This is a genomic window from Streptomyces sp. NPDC006435, from assembly GCF_040612315.1.
GTDB lineage: Bacteria > Actinomycetota > Actinomycetes > Streptomycetales > Streptomycetaceae > Streptomyces.
In genome coordinates this window covers 1-14482 of sequence record NZ_JBEXPY010000063.1, presented here as the reverse complement: position 1 = coordinate 14482, position 14482 = coordinate 1, and the positions used below count along the sequence as shown (strand labels likewise).

Sequence of the window (14482 nt, the reverse complement as noted above, 5' to 3'; positions counted from 1 at the left end):
CGCCGGGTCCTCACCGGGCGGCGTCCGGCGGGGACCCGGGGGCCGGGGTTCCGGCGGTGAAGGTGACGGGCAGGTGCTCGGGGCCGCGCAGGCCTCCCGGCCGCCACCGCAGCTCTCCGGGCGGCACGGCCAGGGCGAGGCCGGGCAGACGGCGCAGCGCGGTGCCGATGGCGACCTGTCCCTCCAGCCTGGCCAGCGGGGCCCCCAGGCAGTAGTGGATGCCGTGCCCGAACGCGAGGTGGGCGTTGTCCTGCCGGGAGATGTCCAGGCGGTCGGGGTGGGGGAAGCGCTCCGGGTCGCGGTCGGCGATGGCGGACGCGATCAGCACGGTCGCGCCGCGCGGCACGGTCACGCCCGCGATGGTGACGTCCTCGCGCGCGAACCGGGCGATGCCCGGGTTGACCGGACCGTCGTACCGCAGGAACTCCTCGATCGCGCCCGGCAGCAGCTCCGGTTCGTCCCGCAGCGCCCGCAACTGGTCGGGGTGGGCGAGCAGGGCCGCGATGCCACTGCCGATCAGGTTGACGGTGGTGACGTAGCCGGCCACCAGCAGCAGGAAGGCCATGGCGATCAGCTCGTCCTCGTCGAGCCTTCCCTCCTCGTCCCGGGCCGCGATCAGCGCGCTGAGCAGGTCGTCCTCGGGGCGGGCCCGCTTCTGTGCGAGAAGCCCGGTCAGATAGCCGCGCATCCGCCGCCACGCCCGGTCCGTCCGGACCGGGTCCGGCCGTTCGGCGGCCCGCAGAATCATGTCGTCGGTCCACCGCCGGAAGTCGTCCCGGTCGGCGGCGGGCACGCCGAGCAGTTCGCCGATCACGGTGACCGGCAGCGGCAGTGCGAAGCTCTCGACGAGGTCGGCACGACCGTCCGGCCCGATCGCGTCGAGCAGCCGGTCGGCGATCTCCTGGACGCGGGGCCGCAGCCCGGCCACCCTGCGCGCGGTGAACGCCCCGGAGACCAGGCGGCGCAGCCGGGTGTGGTCGGGAGGGTCGGAGCGGAGCATGTTGCGCAGCGCCGACTCACGGTCCGTGGCGGGCAGCAGCTCGACCAGCCGGGGGTCCGACGCGTCGCGCAGGTCGCTGCTCAGGCGTGGGTCGGACAGGGCAGCCAGGCCGTCCTCGTACCGGGTGACCAGCCATGCCTCCAGGCCGCCCGCGATGACGGCGCGCCGTACCGGGCCGTCGTCGCGCAACTGCCGGTAGAGCGGGAAGGGGTCCGTCACGAAGGCCGGGTCGGTGTAGGGCAGGAGCACCGGCTGCTGGCTCATCATGCCTCCCGGAGGGCGCACGGGCCTTCGCACGGACGCGAAGGACTCCGTACCGCGTCGAGCTGCCGTGTCCAGCGTAATGCGCCTCGAGCACCGCCGAACGGCCGGACGGTGCCGCCGGGAGCCCGCCCGGCCCGCGCCCGGGACACCGTCGGTATGATCATCGGCACTGTCCGGGCGTAGCGCAGAGGCAGACGCGCCGACTTGCCAAGTCGTGAACACGCCGGTTCGAATCCGGCCGTCCGGGCAGCCCGGTCCTGTAGCGCAGAGGCAGTCGCCCCCTCCTGCTCGGAGGGAACACGCCGGTTCGAATCCGGCCGGGACCGCCGGGGCGGGCGACGACGGGCACGGAGGCGGAGGAGGCATGGCGCGGACCGGTGACGGGGAGCGGCTCAGCGACGAGGAACTGGCGTCCTTCGACCGCACGGTCGCGAAGCTGCGCGCCCTGCCCGTCGACGACCCGGTGCGCCTGCGCGCCGAGCAGGTCGCCGCTTCCTTCACCCGCGACGGCCGCACGCGCCGCCGCAAGGCCCGCAGCGACGCCTGTGCCGAGGCCGACGCCGCGGTCGTCGCCGCCACCGCGACCGGTGCGCCCGCACGGCGCGAGGACGCACCGCTGTCCGGCGGGAGCGGGACGGGCGACGGGGTCCTCCACCGGCCCCGGCGCTGTTACGTCTGCAAGTCGTTCTACCGGCGGGTCGACGCGTTCTACCACGCGCTCTGCCCGGACTGCGCAGCCGACAACACCTCCCGCCGCGCCCTGTCCACCGATCTCACCGGGCGCCGGGCGCTGCTCACCGGCGGCCGGGTCAAGATCGGCTTCCAGCTGGCGCTGATGATGCTCCGCGACGGCGCCGAGCTTCTCGTGACCTCCCGCTTCCCGCAGGACACCCTGCGCCGGTTCCGTGCGGAGCCCGGCAGCGGGACGTGGCTCGACCGGCTCACCGTCGTCGCCGTCGACCTGCGCGACCCGCGCCAGGTCCTGGGGCTGTGCGAACGGCTCCACCGGGACGGCGAGCCGTTGGACATCCTCGTCAACAACGCCGCCCAGACCGTGCGCCGCCCACCCGGGTCGTACGCGCTGCTCGCCGCCGGTGAGACCGGCGCGCTCCCCGAGGGCGCCTGGGCCGCCCCCGGCTACGCGCCGATGCGGGCCCTGGCGGCCCCCGCCGCCTCGGGCGCGCTCGCGCTGGTCCTCGCGGAGGCGGACGAGGCGGGGCTGCTGCCCGACCACGCCCCGGTGAACTCCTGGTCCGCCCGGATAGGCGAGCTGGACCCGGCCGAGCTGCTGGAGACCCAGCTCGTCAACGCCCTCGCGCCCGCCCTGCTGGTGGACCGGCTGCTGCCGCTGCTGCTCGCCTCGCCCCAGCCGAACCGGTACGTCGTCAACGTCACGGCCGTGGAGGGCCGTTTCGCCGTACGGCGCAAGACCGCCGGGCATCCGCACACCAACATGGCGAAGGCGGCGCTCAACATGCTCACCCGTACCAGCGGGCCCGAACTCGCCGCACGGGGCGTCCACATGTGCAGTGTCGACACCGGCTGGATCACCGACGAGAACCCGCTGCCGAAGAAGAACCGGATCGCCGCCGAGGGCTTCCGCACCCCCCTGGACATCGTGGACGGGGCGGCACGGGTGTACGACCCGATCGTGCGCGGCGAGGCGGGTTCGCCCGTGTCCGGTGTCTTCCTCAAGGACTACCGGGAGGCGGCGTGGTGACCGGTCCCACAGGGCCGGAGGGCCCCGCCGGGGACACGCCCTTCGCGGGTGTCCCCCACGTCCTGCCCCGCTCGATCGCCGACCTCGGCCCGCTGATCGACTGGCTGCGCGGCGGCGCGGTCACCGACCGGCGGCTCGACTTCCCGGCCGGGACCGCGATGCCCGACGGCCGGCTCGACCTGTGCAAGCAGGCCCTCGGCCCCGAAGGAGCCGCCCTGATAGCCGAGGCCCTCGGCGACACCGCGGCCCCGGCCCGGGTCCGGCACCTGCTCCTGGGCACCGACGGGCTCGGCGACGACGGGGCCACGGACGTCGCCGAACGGACCGTCGGGGCGGGCGTCGAGACCCTCTACCTGGGCTGCAACGGCATCACCGCGGGCGGCGCGTGCCGGATCGCGGACAGTCTGCGCGCCTCCGAACACGTCGTCAGCGGGGTCTGGCTCAAGCGCAATCCGCTGGGCACGGGCGGCGGTCGGGCCGCGGCGGACCTCGTCGCCGCCGCGTCCGGGCTGCGCACCCTCGACCTGGTGCAGACCGGTCTGGACCCGGCGGGCCTCGCCGTGCTCGCCGAGGCCCTGCTCGGGGCCGCCGCCTCCGGGCGCCGGGTGGAGCGGCTCTTCGTCGGCGGGAACCCGCTCGGCCGTACCGGCGCGGCCCCGCTCGCCGCGCTGCTCGCCGCCGGGGCGGTCGGCGAACTGTACGCGTCCGCTGCCCGGTTGGGCGACGACGGGGCGCTGCTCCTGGCCGACGCCCTGGAGCGCGCGCCGTACGGCCGTACCGCCCGGATCTCCGTCGCCAGCAACGGTGTCGGGCCGCGGGCCGCCGCCCGGCTCGTCGTCGCGGCGGCCGGCGCGGGTGTCGAGCTCCTGGACCTCGGCAGGGTACGGGCCGCCGGGACCCTCGGCGCGGCGGACAACCGTCTCGACCTCGCCGCCGCGACCGCGATCGGCGAGAGCCTGGCGGCCCGCGAGCACCGCCTCACCCATCTCGTCCTCTCCCACACCGGGCTGCGCAGCCGCGAGGCGCACCGGCTCCTGGACGCGGCGCCCCGGGCCACCACCCCGACCCGCTTCGTCCTCGGCAAGGGCATCGCGACCAGTGTCCGGCACCGGCTGGACGCGTTCAGCGCACATCTGCCGAGGCCCGCGGTCTCCGCGGACGTCGAGGCCGTCCGCAGCGTCCACCGGACGCCCCCGCCCCGGGACCGGTAGTTCCGGGGCCGTGCCCCGGGGCGTGCCGGCTCGCCGGGAGGCGCGGGCGGCCCTCAGCGGGGCAGCGCGGCGAACACCTCGATCCAGAACCGCTGGTACGGCTCCGGAGCACCGACCAGGTAGGTCGAGCGCAGCTTCGGCGGCAGCAGCGCCACCAGCCTGGTCACCGCCCTGCGGTGCTTCTTCAGCTGCGACAGCTCGGCGTTGGCGATGATCTGGTGCACCACGTCGCTGTCGTCGCCGCCCTCCGACGACCGGTCAGCGGCCCGCCGCAGCCGCCGTTCCCAGGCGTCCACCTGCCGGGCCAGCTCCCGCAGCCCGGTCACCGGCCGGTCGTTCAGCCGCTCGACGAGACTGGTCAACTGCACCGGGGCGTATTCGCCGTCCCCGAGGTACACCATGCCCATCTCCAGCGGAAGTCCCCGCTGGTGGAGCTTGATCAGCCGCTCGATGGTCCGTTTGGTGATCCAGGCCCGGCCGTCCTCGTCGATGTCGTGCTTCCACCATTCGAGCACGGTCTCGGCCACCGCCCCGTACTTCTCGATCAGCCACTCGTTGGCCGGGATGTCGCCGGGCTCCACCGTCAGCGAGGCCGTGAACCGGGTCGCCTGGGCGATGTTGTTCCGCGCCACGAGCAGTTTGCGGCCCAGGTGGTACGGCGGGTTCTGCACCGCGATCTGTGCCCGCAGCCCGTCGATCGGCCGGCCCGCCAGCGACCACTCCTGGGTGATCTCCATCAGCTTGGCGAACGCCGCCCGGTCCTTGGGGCGGTTGTACTCGTCCCAGACGATCGCCTTCGGCCCCGCGTCCGTGAACACGGCCGCCAGCAGGTTCTCCAGGGACCCGTCGGGGGTCGGGATCGGTGCGCAGAGGTCCTCGACGTTGGTCACCGGCAGCGAGAAGTACAGCGGCTCCCGCCCGTCCAGGCCCTCCCGGACCGTCTGCCGGACCAATTCGGTCTTGCCGCATCCCGGCGGCCCCTGGAGCAGCACGGTCCACCGGTTGCGCAGCGCCGCCCGCACCACCCGGCGCACGGGGTCGGCGATCCGGGCCGGGTTCGGCACGCCCAGCTCGTGGGCGATCCGGTCCAGGATCTCCTGGGTGCGGTTCGGTCCCGGGCGGCCGTCTGGGAGCGGTTCGGAGAGCCTCAGCCGCTCCCCGTTGACCAGGGGCAGCCCCCAGCTCAGCGGGAAACCCTCCTGGGCGTTGGCGATGATGTGGTCCAGGGTGCGCGGCGACAGCAGCTCGCGCAGCGCGGAGCTCAGCGACGCCCACAGCGAGAACACCCCGCCGAGGTCACGGTCGCGGTACTTCGCGGCCAGTTTCAGCCGCCAGGCCGTGTCGTTCGCGGTGATCCTGATGGTGACCATCCGGTCCAGGATCGCCAGGTCGCCGCGGCGGGCGGCGGTCTCGTTCAGCGACTCGTTGTCGGTGAGGAAGACTCCGATGCAGCCCAGTGCCCGCAGGTCGTATCCGCCGAGCGTCCAGTTGCAGGCGATCTGCATCAGCTGCGACTGGACCGACTCACCGGCCTGCAGCGAGTCGTCGATGAGCAGGACGAACGGCTTCCCCGGCCGCAGCCGGTCCATCACCAGCTGCCGCAGCACGAGTTCCCCGGTCCGCCCGTCCCGCACCGGGGCGTTGACCAGCAGGTCGTCCGGGGTGAGGTTGGCGGCCGGGACGAAGACCAGTTCGGCGTCCGGGTACGCCTCGGCGACGTGCGAGAAGAACGTCGCCGTCTTGCCGACGCCGTGCCCGCCGAAGACCTGGCCCGTCTGCCCCATGTCGATCATCGCGTCGATGAAGGACGCCAGCCGGGACACCCCCGTCCAGCCCTCGGGCGGTCGCGGGTAGGTGGCGTCGGGCCGCCACGGAACGGTGCGGGGCGTGGTCATCTCGATCCTGTCGTGACGCGATGGCAGGCCATCGGGGGGTTGTGGGAGTCGGGCCAGTCGTCGCCGCCCTCGGTGATCAGCCAGATCCACTTGTCGGGTTCGGCCGGGGTGATGGGGGGCGCGTGGCCGTCGGTGAGCACCACGACGGCGTCCGGGGTCTCCTCGAAGGGCCGGCCGTCGACGAGCGTCCGCCCCTCCACGTATTCGGCGACGGACCAGAAGCTCGTGCCCCCGCCGCCGTAGACCCGCTCGCCGGGGCGGAACGGCATCACCACGGCGTCGAAGGAGAGCCAGTGCGCCTCCACCCCGTCGATCCCGCCGACCAGTTCGGTCAGCCAGTGGACCACGTGGTCCGGCATCGACCCCGAGGTGTCGTACGCGATGACGAGCACCTTGTCCCGCACCGGGCCGCGCCGCGAGAGGAGCGGGTCGTGCCCGAGCGCGGCGAGCAGCGCGCCCCGCTTCTTCGGGTACACCAGCCGCTCGCCGTCCCGCAGTTTCGAGGCGACGACGTCCACCAGCCACCGCTGCCACCAGTCGACCCGCCCGGTGCGCGGGGTCCGTCCGCGCAGCAGGCCCGCGCCGAGCCTGCCCCACATCCGGCTCACCCGCTCCGACGCCCCGTCCGTGCGGTCCACCAGGTCGCCGAGTTCCGCCTCCGCCACCGCGTGGCCGCGGCGGGCCGCGAGCAGCGAGTTGAGCAGTACGGAGGACACCACGGTGTCGACGGTCTCCTGGTCGGTGGGTACGTGGGTGTGCGAGAGCCGGACGCACAGCGCGGACCCCGGTACCAACGGGTGTGCCATCCGCTTCAGCTCGCCGTACACCGACATGTCCGTGGCGACGAAGACCGGGTAGTCCACCGGGTCCAGACCGTGCGTCAGCAGGTCCTCCCGGTAGAGCGCGTGGATCTCGCGCGGGTCGACGCCCACCGGGCTGCCGTCCCGGAGCGGGAGTGCCTCCGTGCCGAGCCGGACCATCGCCACGTGGTTGATGGAGACCTCCGCCGCCAGGGTGAACACCGGGTCGTCCCGCAGTTCCGCCTCCACGAACAGGTGCCGGTGGACCAGGTGCCGCGCCTCGTGGAACAGGACGAACTTCACCCCGTCGAGGCCGAGGTCGACGAAGAACTCCGGGTTGTACACGAGCAGGCAGGTTCCGTCGCCGCTCGCCACCACCGCGGCGGTCTCCACCGCCGTGGTCGGTATCTGGTGGCGGCACTTGGCGTGGATCCAGGAGGCCACCACCGAACCGGACAGTCCGAGGTCCAGCAGCGCGGCCTCCTTGAGCCGCCGCGCCTCCTCGATCACCGCCCCGTCGGCGGGCAGCCACCGCTCCAGCGCGTGCCGGTCCGCCAGGTCGATCACATGGCGCTGCCGTTCCCCGCGCTCCCCGTACGCCATCCCGGATGCCCCCTCCGTACCCCGTCGTCCTTGCTTATCAGGAGTGCCTGTTCACGGGCGACGGTGTTTCTGCCCGGACGGTTCGCCTAGGATCGGCGGCAGGGCGGGGTCGTAGCGCAGGGGCAGTCGCACCGGTCTCCAGAACCGGAACACGCTGGTTCGACTCCAGCCGCCCCGCCTCCCTCCCCTCACCCGCCACCAGGTCTCGGGGCTCAGGCGATGGCGCCCGCGGTCACGATCAGTTCCGGGACCGTTCCCGTGAACGTCGGCAGCAGTTGCGCCAGGACGGCCCACGCCTCGACGTTCGCCCCCAACGAGTCGCGCACCAGGGGCCGCAGTACGTCCTCGGCCTCCTTCTCCCTGGTGGGGAACGCCCAGCGGCCGGTGTCGAGGGCGCACAGCACCGTGCGGGCCGAACGCCACTCCCGTACGTAGCTCTCCGGGCCGTCGATGATGCCCGCGAGCCGCACCCGGTGGGCGTAGCCCGGGTGGGTGGAGAAGCGTTCCCGCAGGACCGGGGGGCAGTCGGGGCGCAGCGCGAGCGCCCATCGCGTGTACCCGGGCAACTGCTGCTCGGTGTCGGCCTCGATGACGCGCGGCCAGTCCCCGCGGCCCGTCGAGCGGGCGGCCCGGCGGCCCTGGCGCATGGTCCTCGCGGCCCGCAGCGCGGGGATCAGTTCCGCCGCGGGAAGCTGCTCGGCGCCTTCCGTGCGGAGTCGGTACCGCAGCGTCTCCGGCAGCGGGACGGGTTCCTTCCTGCCGGGCCCGAAGGATTCGCCGCGGAGGACCGCCGACTTCAGCCCCGGGGGCAACCCGTCGGCCAGGACGAGGAGTTCGTTCAGGTCCGCCCGGTCCTCCTCCAGGACCCACAGCCGGGCGGAGACCGGCAGCGCGTCGGCCGAGAGCCGTGACAGGTTGGTCCAGTGAAGTTCGGGAACGAGCCCGCTCGGCCGCTCCGCGACCCCGATCCGCTCCCGCACCGCCTGCCGCACGTCGTCCGCCCCGGCCAGACAGACCAGTACGTCGAGTGCCCTGTCCGTATCGCGGTCGTGCCGCATGGCTCCGCCCCCTCGCGTTCCCGGGCCGCGCCCGCCCCGATCGGGCCGGCCCCGGGAAAGAGTACGGGACCCCGCCCCACCAGGCAGAACCCCCCTCGTGCCCGTGGTGTCCCGTGACGGGACGGGCCACGGCGGCCGTTTCACGGAGCCTGCGGGCCGGTGGCGGGACCACGGCTGCGGCAGGCCGCCCTCAGTGTCGCGGCCGCCGCGATTCCCGCCGGAATCCCGCAGGTGAGGGCCGCCGGGACGCCGTCGCCGAGGGTGGCGAACAGCTGCGGCAGTCCCCCGTGCGCAGCCGTGCCGTCCGTCGCCGCCCGCAGCAGCCGGCCCGCCGGCAGGCCGAGGACGGTCGCGCAGACCGCGCCGACCGCCATCGCCGGGACCGTGGTCCGGGTGAGCAGTCCGGGCAGCGACCGCAGCGCCCACCACACCACGACGAGCAGCAACGCATCGGCGGCGCGGTACAGGAGCCAGGCACCGATGTCGGAGCCCCCGGGGTCCGACCAGGCGCCGAGCAGCAGCCACTGGCGCAGCAGATCGCCCGGTTCGGCGAGCAGCCCGCTGCCGGGGAAGGCCGTCTGGACGGCGGCGGCGACCGGCTGGTACGAGAGGACCACCAGGGACAGCGCGATCACCGCGGTCCCGGCGGTGGCGGCCGACCGGGCGGCGTGTGCCGGGACGGACTCCCCCGGCAGCGGACCGGCACCCTTGACGGTGATCCGTGCCGCGAGCACCGCGACCGCCGCCGCGGCCAGGGCGGTCACCACCAGGATCTGCCGGCCGGCGGCGATCGCGCTCGCCAGCTGGGGCAGGAAACGGTAACTGCCGTGGCCGTACGAGGCGATCAGCCACGGCGCGGAGACGGTCACCGCCAGCGTCCCCGCCACGATTCCCCAGGCCCACACCGCGAGCAGGGTGGCCGGCATCCGGCCGTGCACCGGCGGCAGCCCGCGGACCAGGAGCAGCGCCCCGGGCAGGAAGAAGGCGAACACCGCGGCGAACCTGATCCGCAACGCGGTCCCGTGCAGCGCGAGGTAGCGGGCCCCGTCGCCCCCTGCCGGGCCCCCGGGCACGTCAACGCCCGCCCACGCCCCGGCCGGGGGCTCGTACGACCAGGGGACGAGCCAGCGTTCGAGCTCGGCGGCGGCCCGGCCCCCGATCGCGTCCGTGGCGCCCTGCAGGCGCAGCGCCTGCAGGCTCTCCCCCGCCCACCACAGGAGCGCCGTGAGCAGTACTCCTCCGAGCAGTGCCGGTATCACCGCACGCCGGTACGTCATGTGTCGTCCCCCGCCTCGACCGTGTCCGCCCGGACCCCCTGGCCGGGTGAAGGCTACGGCGCGTTGATCACACGGGGATCACGGTCGCGGCAACATTCCTGCGGATCAAGCGACCTGACGGGACATCACTTGATGGGACATCCGTGACGCGCTCCGGAGCTCCTGGCGAAGGCCGTGAGGAGTTCGTCGAAGACCTCGGCCGTCGGGGCGTCGACCGGGGCGGGCCGGCCGTCGCCGCGCTTGGGAGGGGTGAGCTTGAAGTACGCGGTGCCCAGCCCGCCCCGGCAGGCGTGCGACCGGGTGCGGGAACCGGTGACGCTGCCGGGGTAGCGGTCGTCGAGGTACTTCTCCTGCAGGGCGGAGGGGCCGTAGTACGCGTTGAGGCGCACGTGGTCGTGCTCGCCCCGGTTCACCCTGCACTCCTCGGTCAGGGCTCGGCCGGCCGGGTACTCGTCGACGGTGGTGACGCGTGCGAGCCGGGCGTTGCGCGGGCTGACGACGTCCCGGCAGGTGGCTTCGGCCCCGGCGGCCGGGCGGGTCGCGACGCCGGTGCGGTCGACCGTTTCGGGCCGCTGGCCCAGTGCCCCTTCGCAGTCGAAGCGGTCGGCCGCGCGGCGGGCGGTCTCCGTGGCGAGACGGGCGACATCACGTATCCGGCCGGCCGTCAGTTCGTCGGCGTCCTCCGTCGCTTCGCTGAGGACGAGCAGTCCCTTGCCCGCGAGCGGGGCGCAGTCCACGAGTACGGCGGCCCGGGGGCGTCCACGGACGTCGACCGAGCCGTTCCAGCCGTGCCCGATCGGCGCCGCGCCGGACTCCTCGGCCGCTCCGGAGCTCCGGTGCGCGGCGGCGGGCCGTATCTGCAACCGCAGCGTGGTGCTCCGGTCCGTGTCCCTGGCCCAGACCGAGCACCAGTCGGTCTCGTGGCCGACCCACTCCCCCGTGTGCCCCTTGCCTTCCAACTCGGCGCCGTCGAAGAAGTTCCGGGCCTCCTCGACGGCGACGGACCCGTGACAGGCGTCGGCGAGGCCGTCGTCGGCCCCGTCCCGGGTGGCGATGCCCAGGGCGAGCGCCCCGCCCGCGAGTGCCAGGGCCGCCGCCGCGGCAGTGACGACGTGCTTTCGGCGCGGGCGCGGGCTCATGTGCTCCTCGTTCCTGTCGGTTCCGTGGTGCCGAAGCGGTGTGACGGTTGCGGCGGTGGCCGGGGAGGCCGGTCCCGATGCGGCCGGAACCGGGCGGGGCGGCCGGGACCGGCCGCCCGCGACACCGCCCGGACGTGTCGGTCCCGTCCGGGCATGTCGATCTCGACCGTCCCCGGGAATGACCGAGGGGTCGGTCCGGATTTCTCCGGACCGACCCCTGATCTGCGACTCTCACGAGTCGGGACGACAGGATTTGAACCTGCGACCCCTTGACCCCCAGTCAAGTGCGCTACCAAGCTGCGCCACGTCCCGATGCGAATCCCCCGGTGTTCCCGGGTGACCGCGCAGGACAAACATTACCTCACTCCGAGGACCGGATCGACGCCCGTGCCTGGTGGGCACGGTTCGCCAGGGATTCGGCGCCGCACGCGGTGGCCAGTTTCTGGGCCCTGGCGAGTTCGCGCGGCGAGCGGATCGCGATGCCGTAGTCGACGAGGGCGAGCGCGTGCTCGTACGCCGACGGGGACGCCTCCAGGTGCCGGACGGATTCGGCGAGCAGATGGGTGGCGTCCTCGGGCTCCGCGAAGAAAGCGACGCAGCGCAGGGCCTCGCCGATGGCGGTGTCCGTGCCGAAGCGCTCGGCGTGCGTCCGGGTCGTCGCGGCGAGTCGGGCCGCGCGCTCCGGGTCCTCCTCGGCCAGTGCGCGGGCGAGGTCACCGGCCCAGGGCGCCCACACCCCGTTGAACCTGCCCCGGGGTTCGAGTGCCTGGCCCGCCGCCTCCAGTTCGGAGATCGCCTCCTTCGTACGGCCCTCGGCCAGCAGCAGCCGGCCGCGTACGCACGGGCCGTCGGGGAGCACCATCGCGCTGGGGTAGGGCGAGCCGAAGGCGTAGCGGTCGGCGATCTCGCGGGCCTCCTTGACCCGGCCGCGGGCCAGGAGCGTGTCGATGAGCAGACAGGCCGCGTCCCAGTGGACGGGCAGTCCGCTGCCGACGCGGTCGGCCAGGCGCAGCCCCTCGCGGAGGAAGCCCTCGGCCTCGGCCAGCCGGCCGCGACGCCGGTGGACGAGTCCGAGCAGGGTGTGGGCGAACGCGAGGTGCGCGCCGCTCCAGCCGGAGATCTCGAAGGCGCGGACGGCCTCGCCGAAGAGCTGCTCGGCCCGGTCGAGCTGGTCGGTGAAGGCGTAGGTGATGCCGACGAGGGTCGGCAGCTCGAAGCCCCACTCCGCGTCGGTCCAGCCCAGTCCCCGGGCGGGATGGCCGTCGACCAGGGCGCGTTCGCAGAGGTCGACGACGAGCTGGGCGTTCTCTCCGCGCAACATGGCGTCGAAGGCACGGATGGTGAGCAGAGCGCGCTCGGCGTTGTCGCGGCCGTGCAGGTGGTCGGCGTTTCGGGCGAGCCGGGCGGAGCGGCCGGGTCCGTCGTCCTCGGTGGCCTGCATGCCCTCCCAGAGGAAGGCTCCGGCCTGAAGCCGCATCAGACCGGGTCCGGGGGCGGTGCGCGCGGCCTCCGCCGCGAGGGCGAGGGCCGCCTCCTTCAGCTGGTTGTTGTGGGAGTGCGCGGCCGCGAGGCGGTAGGTGGCGTCGACCCGCCGTTCCTCGTCGAGGCCGGGCATGTCGAGGGCCGCGCGCAGGTGCTGGACGGTGGTGGCCGGGGAGCTGAGCAGGGTGGCGCAGCCCAGTTCGTACAGCAGGGTGGCCTTCACCTGCGGGCTCGGCGGTTCCTCCAGGGCTCGTTCGAGGCAGCGGCGGGCGGCGTCCGGGGCGCCGACCGCGAGGTGCTGCCGGGCCGCTTCGCGGAGTTGGCCGACCAGTTCCTGGTCGTCGTCCGGGTGCACCTCGAGCAGGTGTCTGGAGGCCGCGGCGGCGCCGAGCCCGGCCCGGGTGATCGCCCACGCGGCCCGGCCGTGCATGGCGGTGCGGGTGGCCGGCGGGATGGAGCGGTACACCGCGCTCGCGATCAGCGGGTGGACGAACTCCAGCGGGTCGAAGCCGGTGACGATGCGGGCCTCGCGCAGCCGCTCCGTGCAGTCGGCGGCCTCGGCCGGGCTCATGCCTGCGAGGCTGGCCGCGAGGCTCTGCGAGATCTCCGTGCCGAGCACGGCGGCGGCCCAGGCGAAGCGGTTGGCGTTGGTCCCGAGCCGTTCGAGCCGGGCGACGAGTCCGCTGCCGCGGGCGGAGGCACCGAGTTCGCGCAGGAGTCCGGCCGATTCCTCCAGCGGCGCCAGTTCGCGGTCCTGCACCTTGGCGACGAGCTCGACCGCCTCGTAGGGGTTGCCGCCGGTGACGGCCCACACCTCGCGGCAGAACGGGTCGTCGGCGTGTTCGCCGAGGGCCGCGCGGACCAGTTCGGCGGTGGCGTCCGGGGTGAGGGCGCGCAGCGCGACCCGTACCTGGGACGGGTGGCCGCTGCCCGGCCCGCTCTCCTTCAGCCGCGCCGCCAGCTCCTCCGGGCGGTGGGCCTGGACGACCAGTACGGGCAGTTCGCCGAGGCGGGCGGTGAACGAGGCGAGCCAGGCGAGGGATTCGCCGTCCGCCCAGTGCGCGTCGTCGACGATGAGCAGCAGCGGGCGGTGGCTGACCCGGGACGCGAGCCGGGAGACGACGAAGTCCAGGCCGTCGCGCACGCCTTGCGGGTCCGGCTGCGGGCCGCTCGGCTCGGCGAGTCCGAGCGCGGGCGCGGCGATCTCGTACCAGGTCCCGAACAGGGCGCGCACCTCGTCGGGCGGCAGTTGGTCGAGCGCGGGCTGCAGCAGTTGGCGCACGACGTGGAACGGCACGGACGTGACCGTTTCGCCGCCGCGTGCGGACCAGATCGTGCATCGGTCGGCGGCCTGGGCGCCGCATAGGGCGTCCACGGCCTGTGCGGCAGCGGCAAGTTCCGGTTCACGCTCGTACAGCGGCCGGGACGGCTTCATGCCTACCCTCCCCTAGGGTGGTACGGATTGGTTTCGACACTAGTCGTGCACGAGGGTCAACGGACAGTGGTTCCGACAGTTCACCGCAGGTGCGGGGCACAATCGTGGGGTGGACGAGACTCGCAGGGACCGGGACGCCGAGGGCCGGGCGCGCAACGCGCGTCCCCGTGACGGGCTGGGGCGCCCCCTCCCCCGTGGGGCGGCGGGCGTCGAACGGCAGCCCGAGGGCGTGGTCCGTACGCCCGGGGAGACGGTTCGGGAGGCCCAGCGGCTGTTGGACGCGGGCATGCCCTTCCACGCGCACGAGGTGTTCGAGGACGCGTGGAAGTCGGGTCCGCGGGCGGAGCGGGAGCTGTGGCGGGGGCTGGCGCAGCTGGCCGTGGGGCTGACGCACTCGGCCCGGGGCAACGCGACGGGCGGGGCCCGGCTGTTGCGGCGCGGGGCGGCGGCGCTCGCCCCGTTCGTGCCGGACCACCCGTACGGGCTCGACGTCGGCGGGCTGGTCGACTGGGCCGGGGAACTGGCCGGCCGGGTGGCGGCCGGGGAGGCGGCGGGGGCCGGGCCCGTCGACGCCGCCGTCGAGGCACCGCTGCTGCGG

10 protein-coding genes and 4 tRNA genes are annotated in these 14482 nt (G+C 74.2%); 6 read left to right on the top strand and 8 right to left on the bottom strand.

Annotated elements, in window-relative coordinates; translation table 11 throughout:
- Window positions 1-10: 10 nt before the first annotated feature.
- A complete protein-coding gene (locus ABZZ04_RS35685; protein WP_356936412.1) occupies window positions 11-1264 on the bottom strand; it encodes a cytochrome P450 in 1254 nt (417 codons plus the stop codon).
- A gap of 173 nt (window positions 1265-1437) precedes the next feature.
- On the opposite strand from ABZZ04_RS35685, the gene ABZZ04_RS35680 reads away from it, so the two are divergent.
- From ABZZ04_RS35680 to ABZZ04_RS35665, 4 genes are all read left to right on the top strand, one after another.
- Window positions 1438-1511, top strand: a tRNA-Gly gene (locus ABZZ04_RS35680).
- Between the two features lie 6 nt (window positions 1512-1517).
- Window positions 1518-1590, top strand: a tRNA-Ser gene (locus tag ABZZ04_RS35675).
- A 38-nt stretch (window positions 1591-1628) separates the two neighbouring features.
- Window positions 1629-2984 carry an SDR family oxidoreductase gene (locus ABZZ04_RS35670; protein ID WP_356936388.1) on the top strand — a complete coding sequence of 452 codons (1356 nt, stop codon included), beginning with the start codon at window positions 1629-1631 and terminating at the stop codon, window positions 2982-2984.
- Window positions 2981-4195 carry a ribonuclease inhibitor gene (locus ABZZ04_RS35665; protein WP_356936387.1) on the top strand — a complete coding sequence of 405 codons (1215 nt, stop codon included), beginning with the start codon at window positions 2981-2983 and terminating at the stop codon, window positions 4193-4195. The genes ABZZ04_RS35670 and ABZZ04_RS35665 overlap by 4 nt, the downstream gene beginning before the upstream one ends.
- A gap of 53 nt (window positions 4196-4248) precedes the next feature.
- Here ABZZ04_RS35665 and ABZZ04_RS35660 read toward each other — a convergent pair whose 3' ends face one another.
- Together ABZZ04_RS35660 and ABZZ04_RS35655 are read right to left on the bottom strand one after the other, a co-directional pair.
- Window positions 4249-6090, bottom strand: coding sequence for an AAA family ATPase (locus tag ABZZ04_RS35660; RefSeq protein WP_356936386.1), 1842 nt, complete (start codon window positions 6088-6090; stop codon window positions 4249-4251).
- Window positions 6087-7493, bottom strand: coding sequence for a hypothetical protein (locus ABZZ04_RS35655; protein ID WP_356936385.1), 1407 nt, complete (start codon window positions 7491-7493; stop codon window positions 6087-6089). The genes ABZZ04_RS35660 and ABZZ04_RS35655 overlap by 4 nt, the downstream gene beginning before the upstream one ends.
- A gap of 103 nt (window positions 7494-7596) precedes the next feature.
- Between ABZZ04_RS35655 and ABZZ04_RS35650 the strand changes: the two genes are divergently transcribed.
- Window positions 7597-7672 (top strand) — tRNA-Trp (locus tag ABZZ04_RS35650).
- A 33-nt stretch (window positions 7673-7705) separates the two neighbouring features.
- Here the strand turns inward: ABZZ04_RS35650 and ABZZ04_RS35645 are convergent.
- The 5 genes from ABZZ04_RS35645 to ABZZ04_RS35625 form a co-directional block, all read right to left on the bottom strand.
- Window positions 7706-8551, bottom strand: coding sequence for a hypothetical protein (locus tag ABZZ04_RS35645; RefSeq protein WP_356936384.1), 846 nt, complete (start codon window positions 8549-8551; stop codon window positions 7706-7708).
- Between the two features lie 140 nt (window positions 8552-8691).
- Window positions 8692-9828, bottom strand: coding sequence for a hypothetical protein (locus ABZZ04_RS35640; RefSeq protein WP_356936383.1), 1137 nt, complete (start codon window positions 9826-9828; stop codon window positions 8692-8694).
- A 125-nt stretch (window positions 9829-9953) separates the two neighbouring features.
- On the bottom strand, window positions 9954-10967 hold the full coding sequence (locus ABZZ04_RS35635) for a hypothetical protein (protein ID WP_356936382.1): 1014 nt from the start codon (window positions 10965-10967) through the stop codon (window positions 9954-9956).
- Between the two features lie 238 nt (window positions 10968-11205).
- A tRNA-Pro gene (locus ABZZ04_RS35630) sits at window positions 11206-11279 on the bottom strand.
- Window positions 11280-11328: 49 nt separating this feature from the next.
- On the bottom strand, window positions 11329-13884 hold the full coding sequence (locus ABZZ04_RS35625) for an AAA family ATPase (protein ID WP_356936381.1): 2556 nt from the start codon (window positions 13882-13884) through the stop codon (window positions 11329-11331).
- Window positions 13885-13993: 109 nt separating this feature from the next.
- Here ABZZ04_RS35625 and ABZZ04_RS35620 point away from each other — a divergent pair.
- Window positions 13994-14482, top strand: a 489-nt coding sequence (locus ABZZ04_RS35620) for a DUF309 domain-containing protein (RefSeq protein WP_356936380.1), incomplete at its 3' end; no start/stop codon positions are given.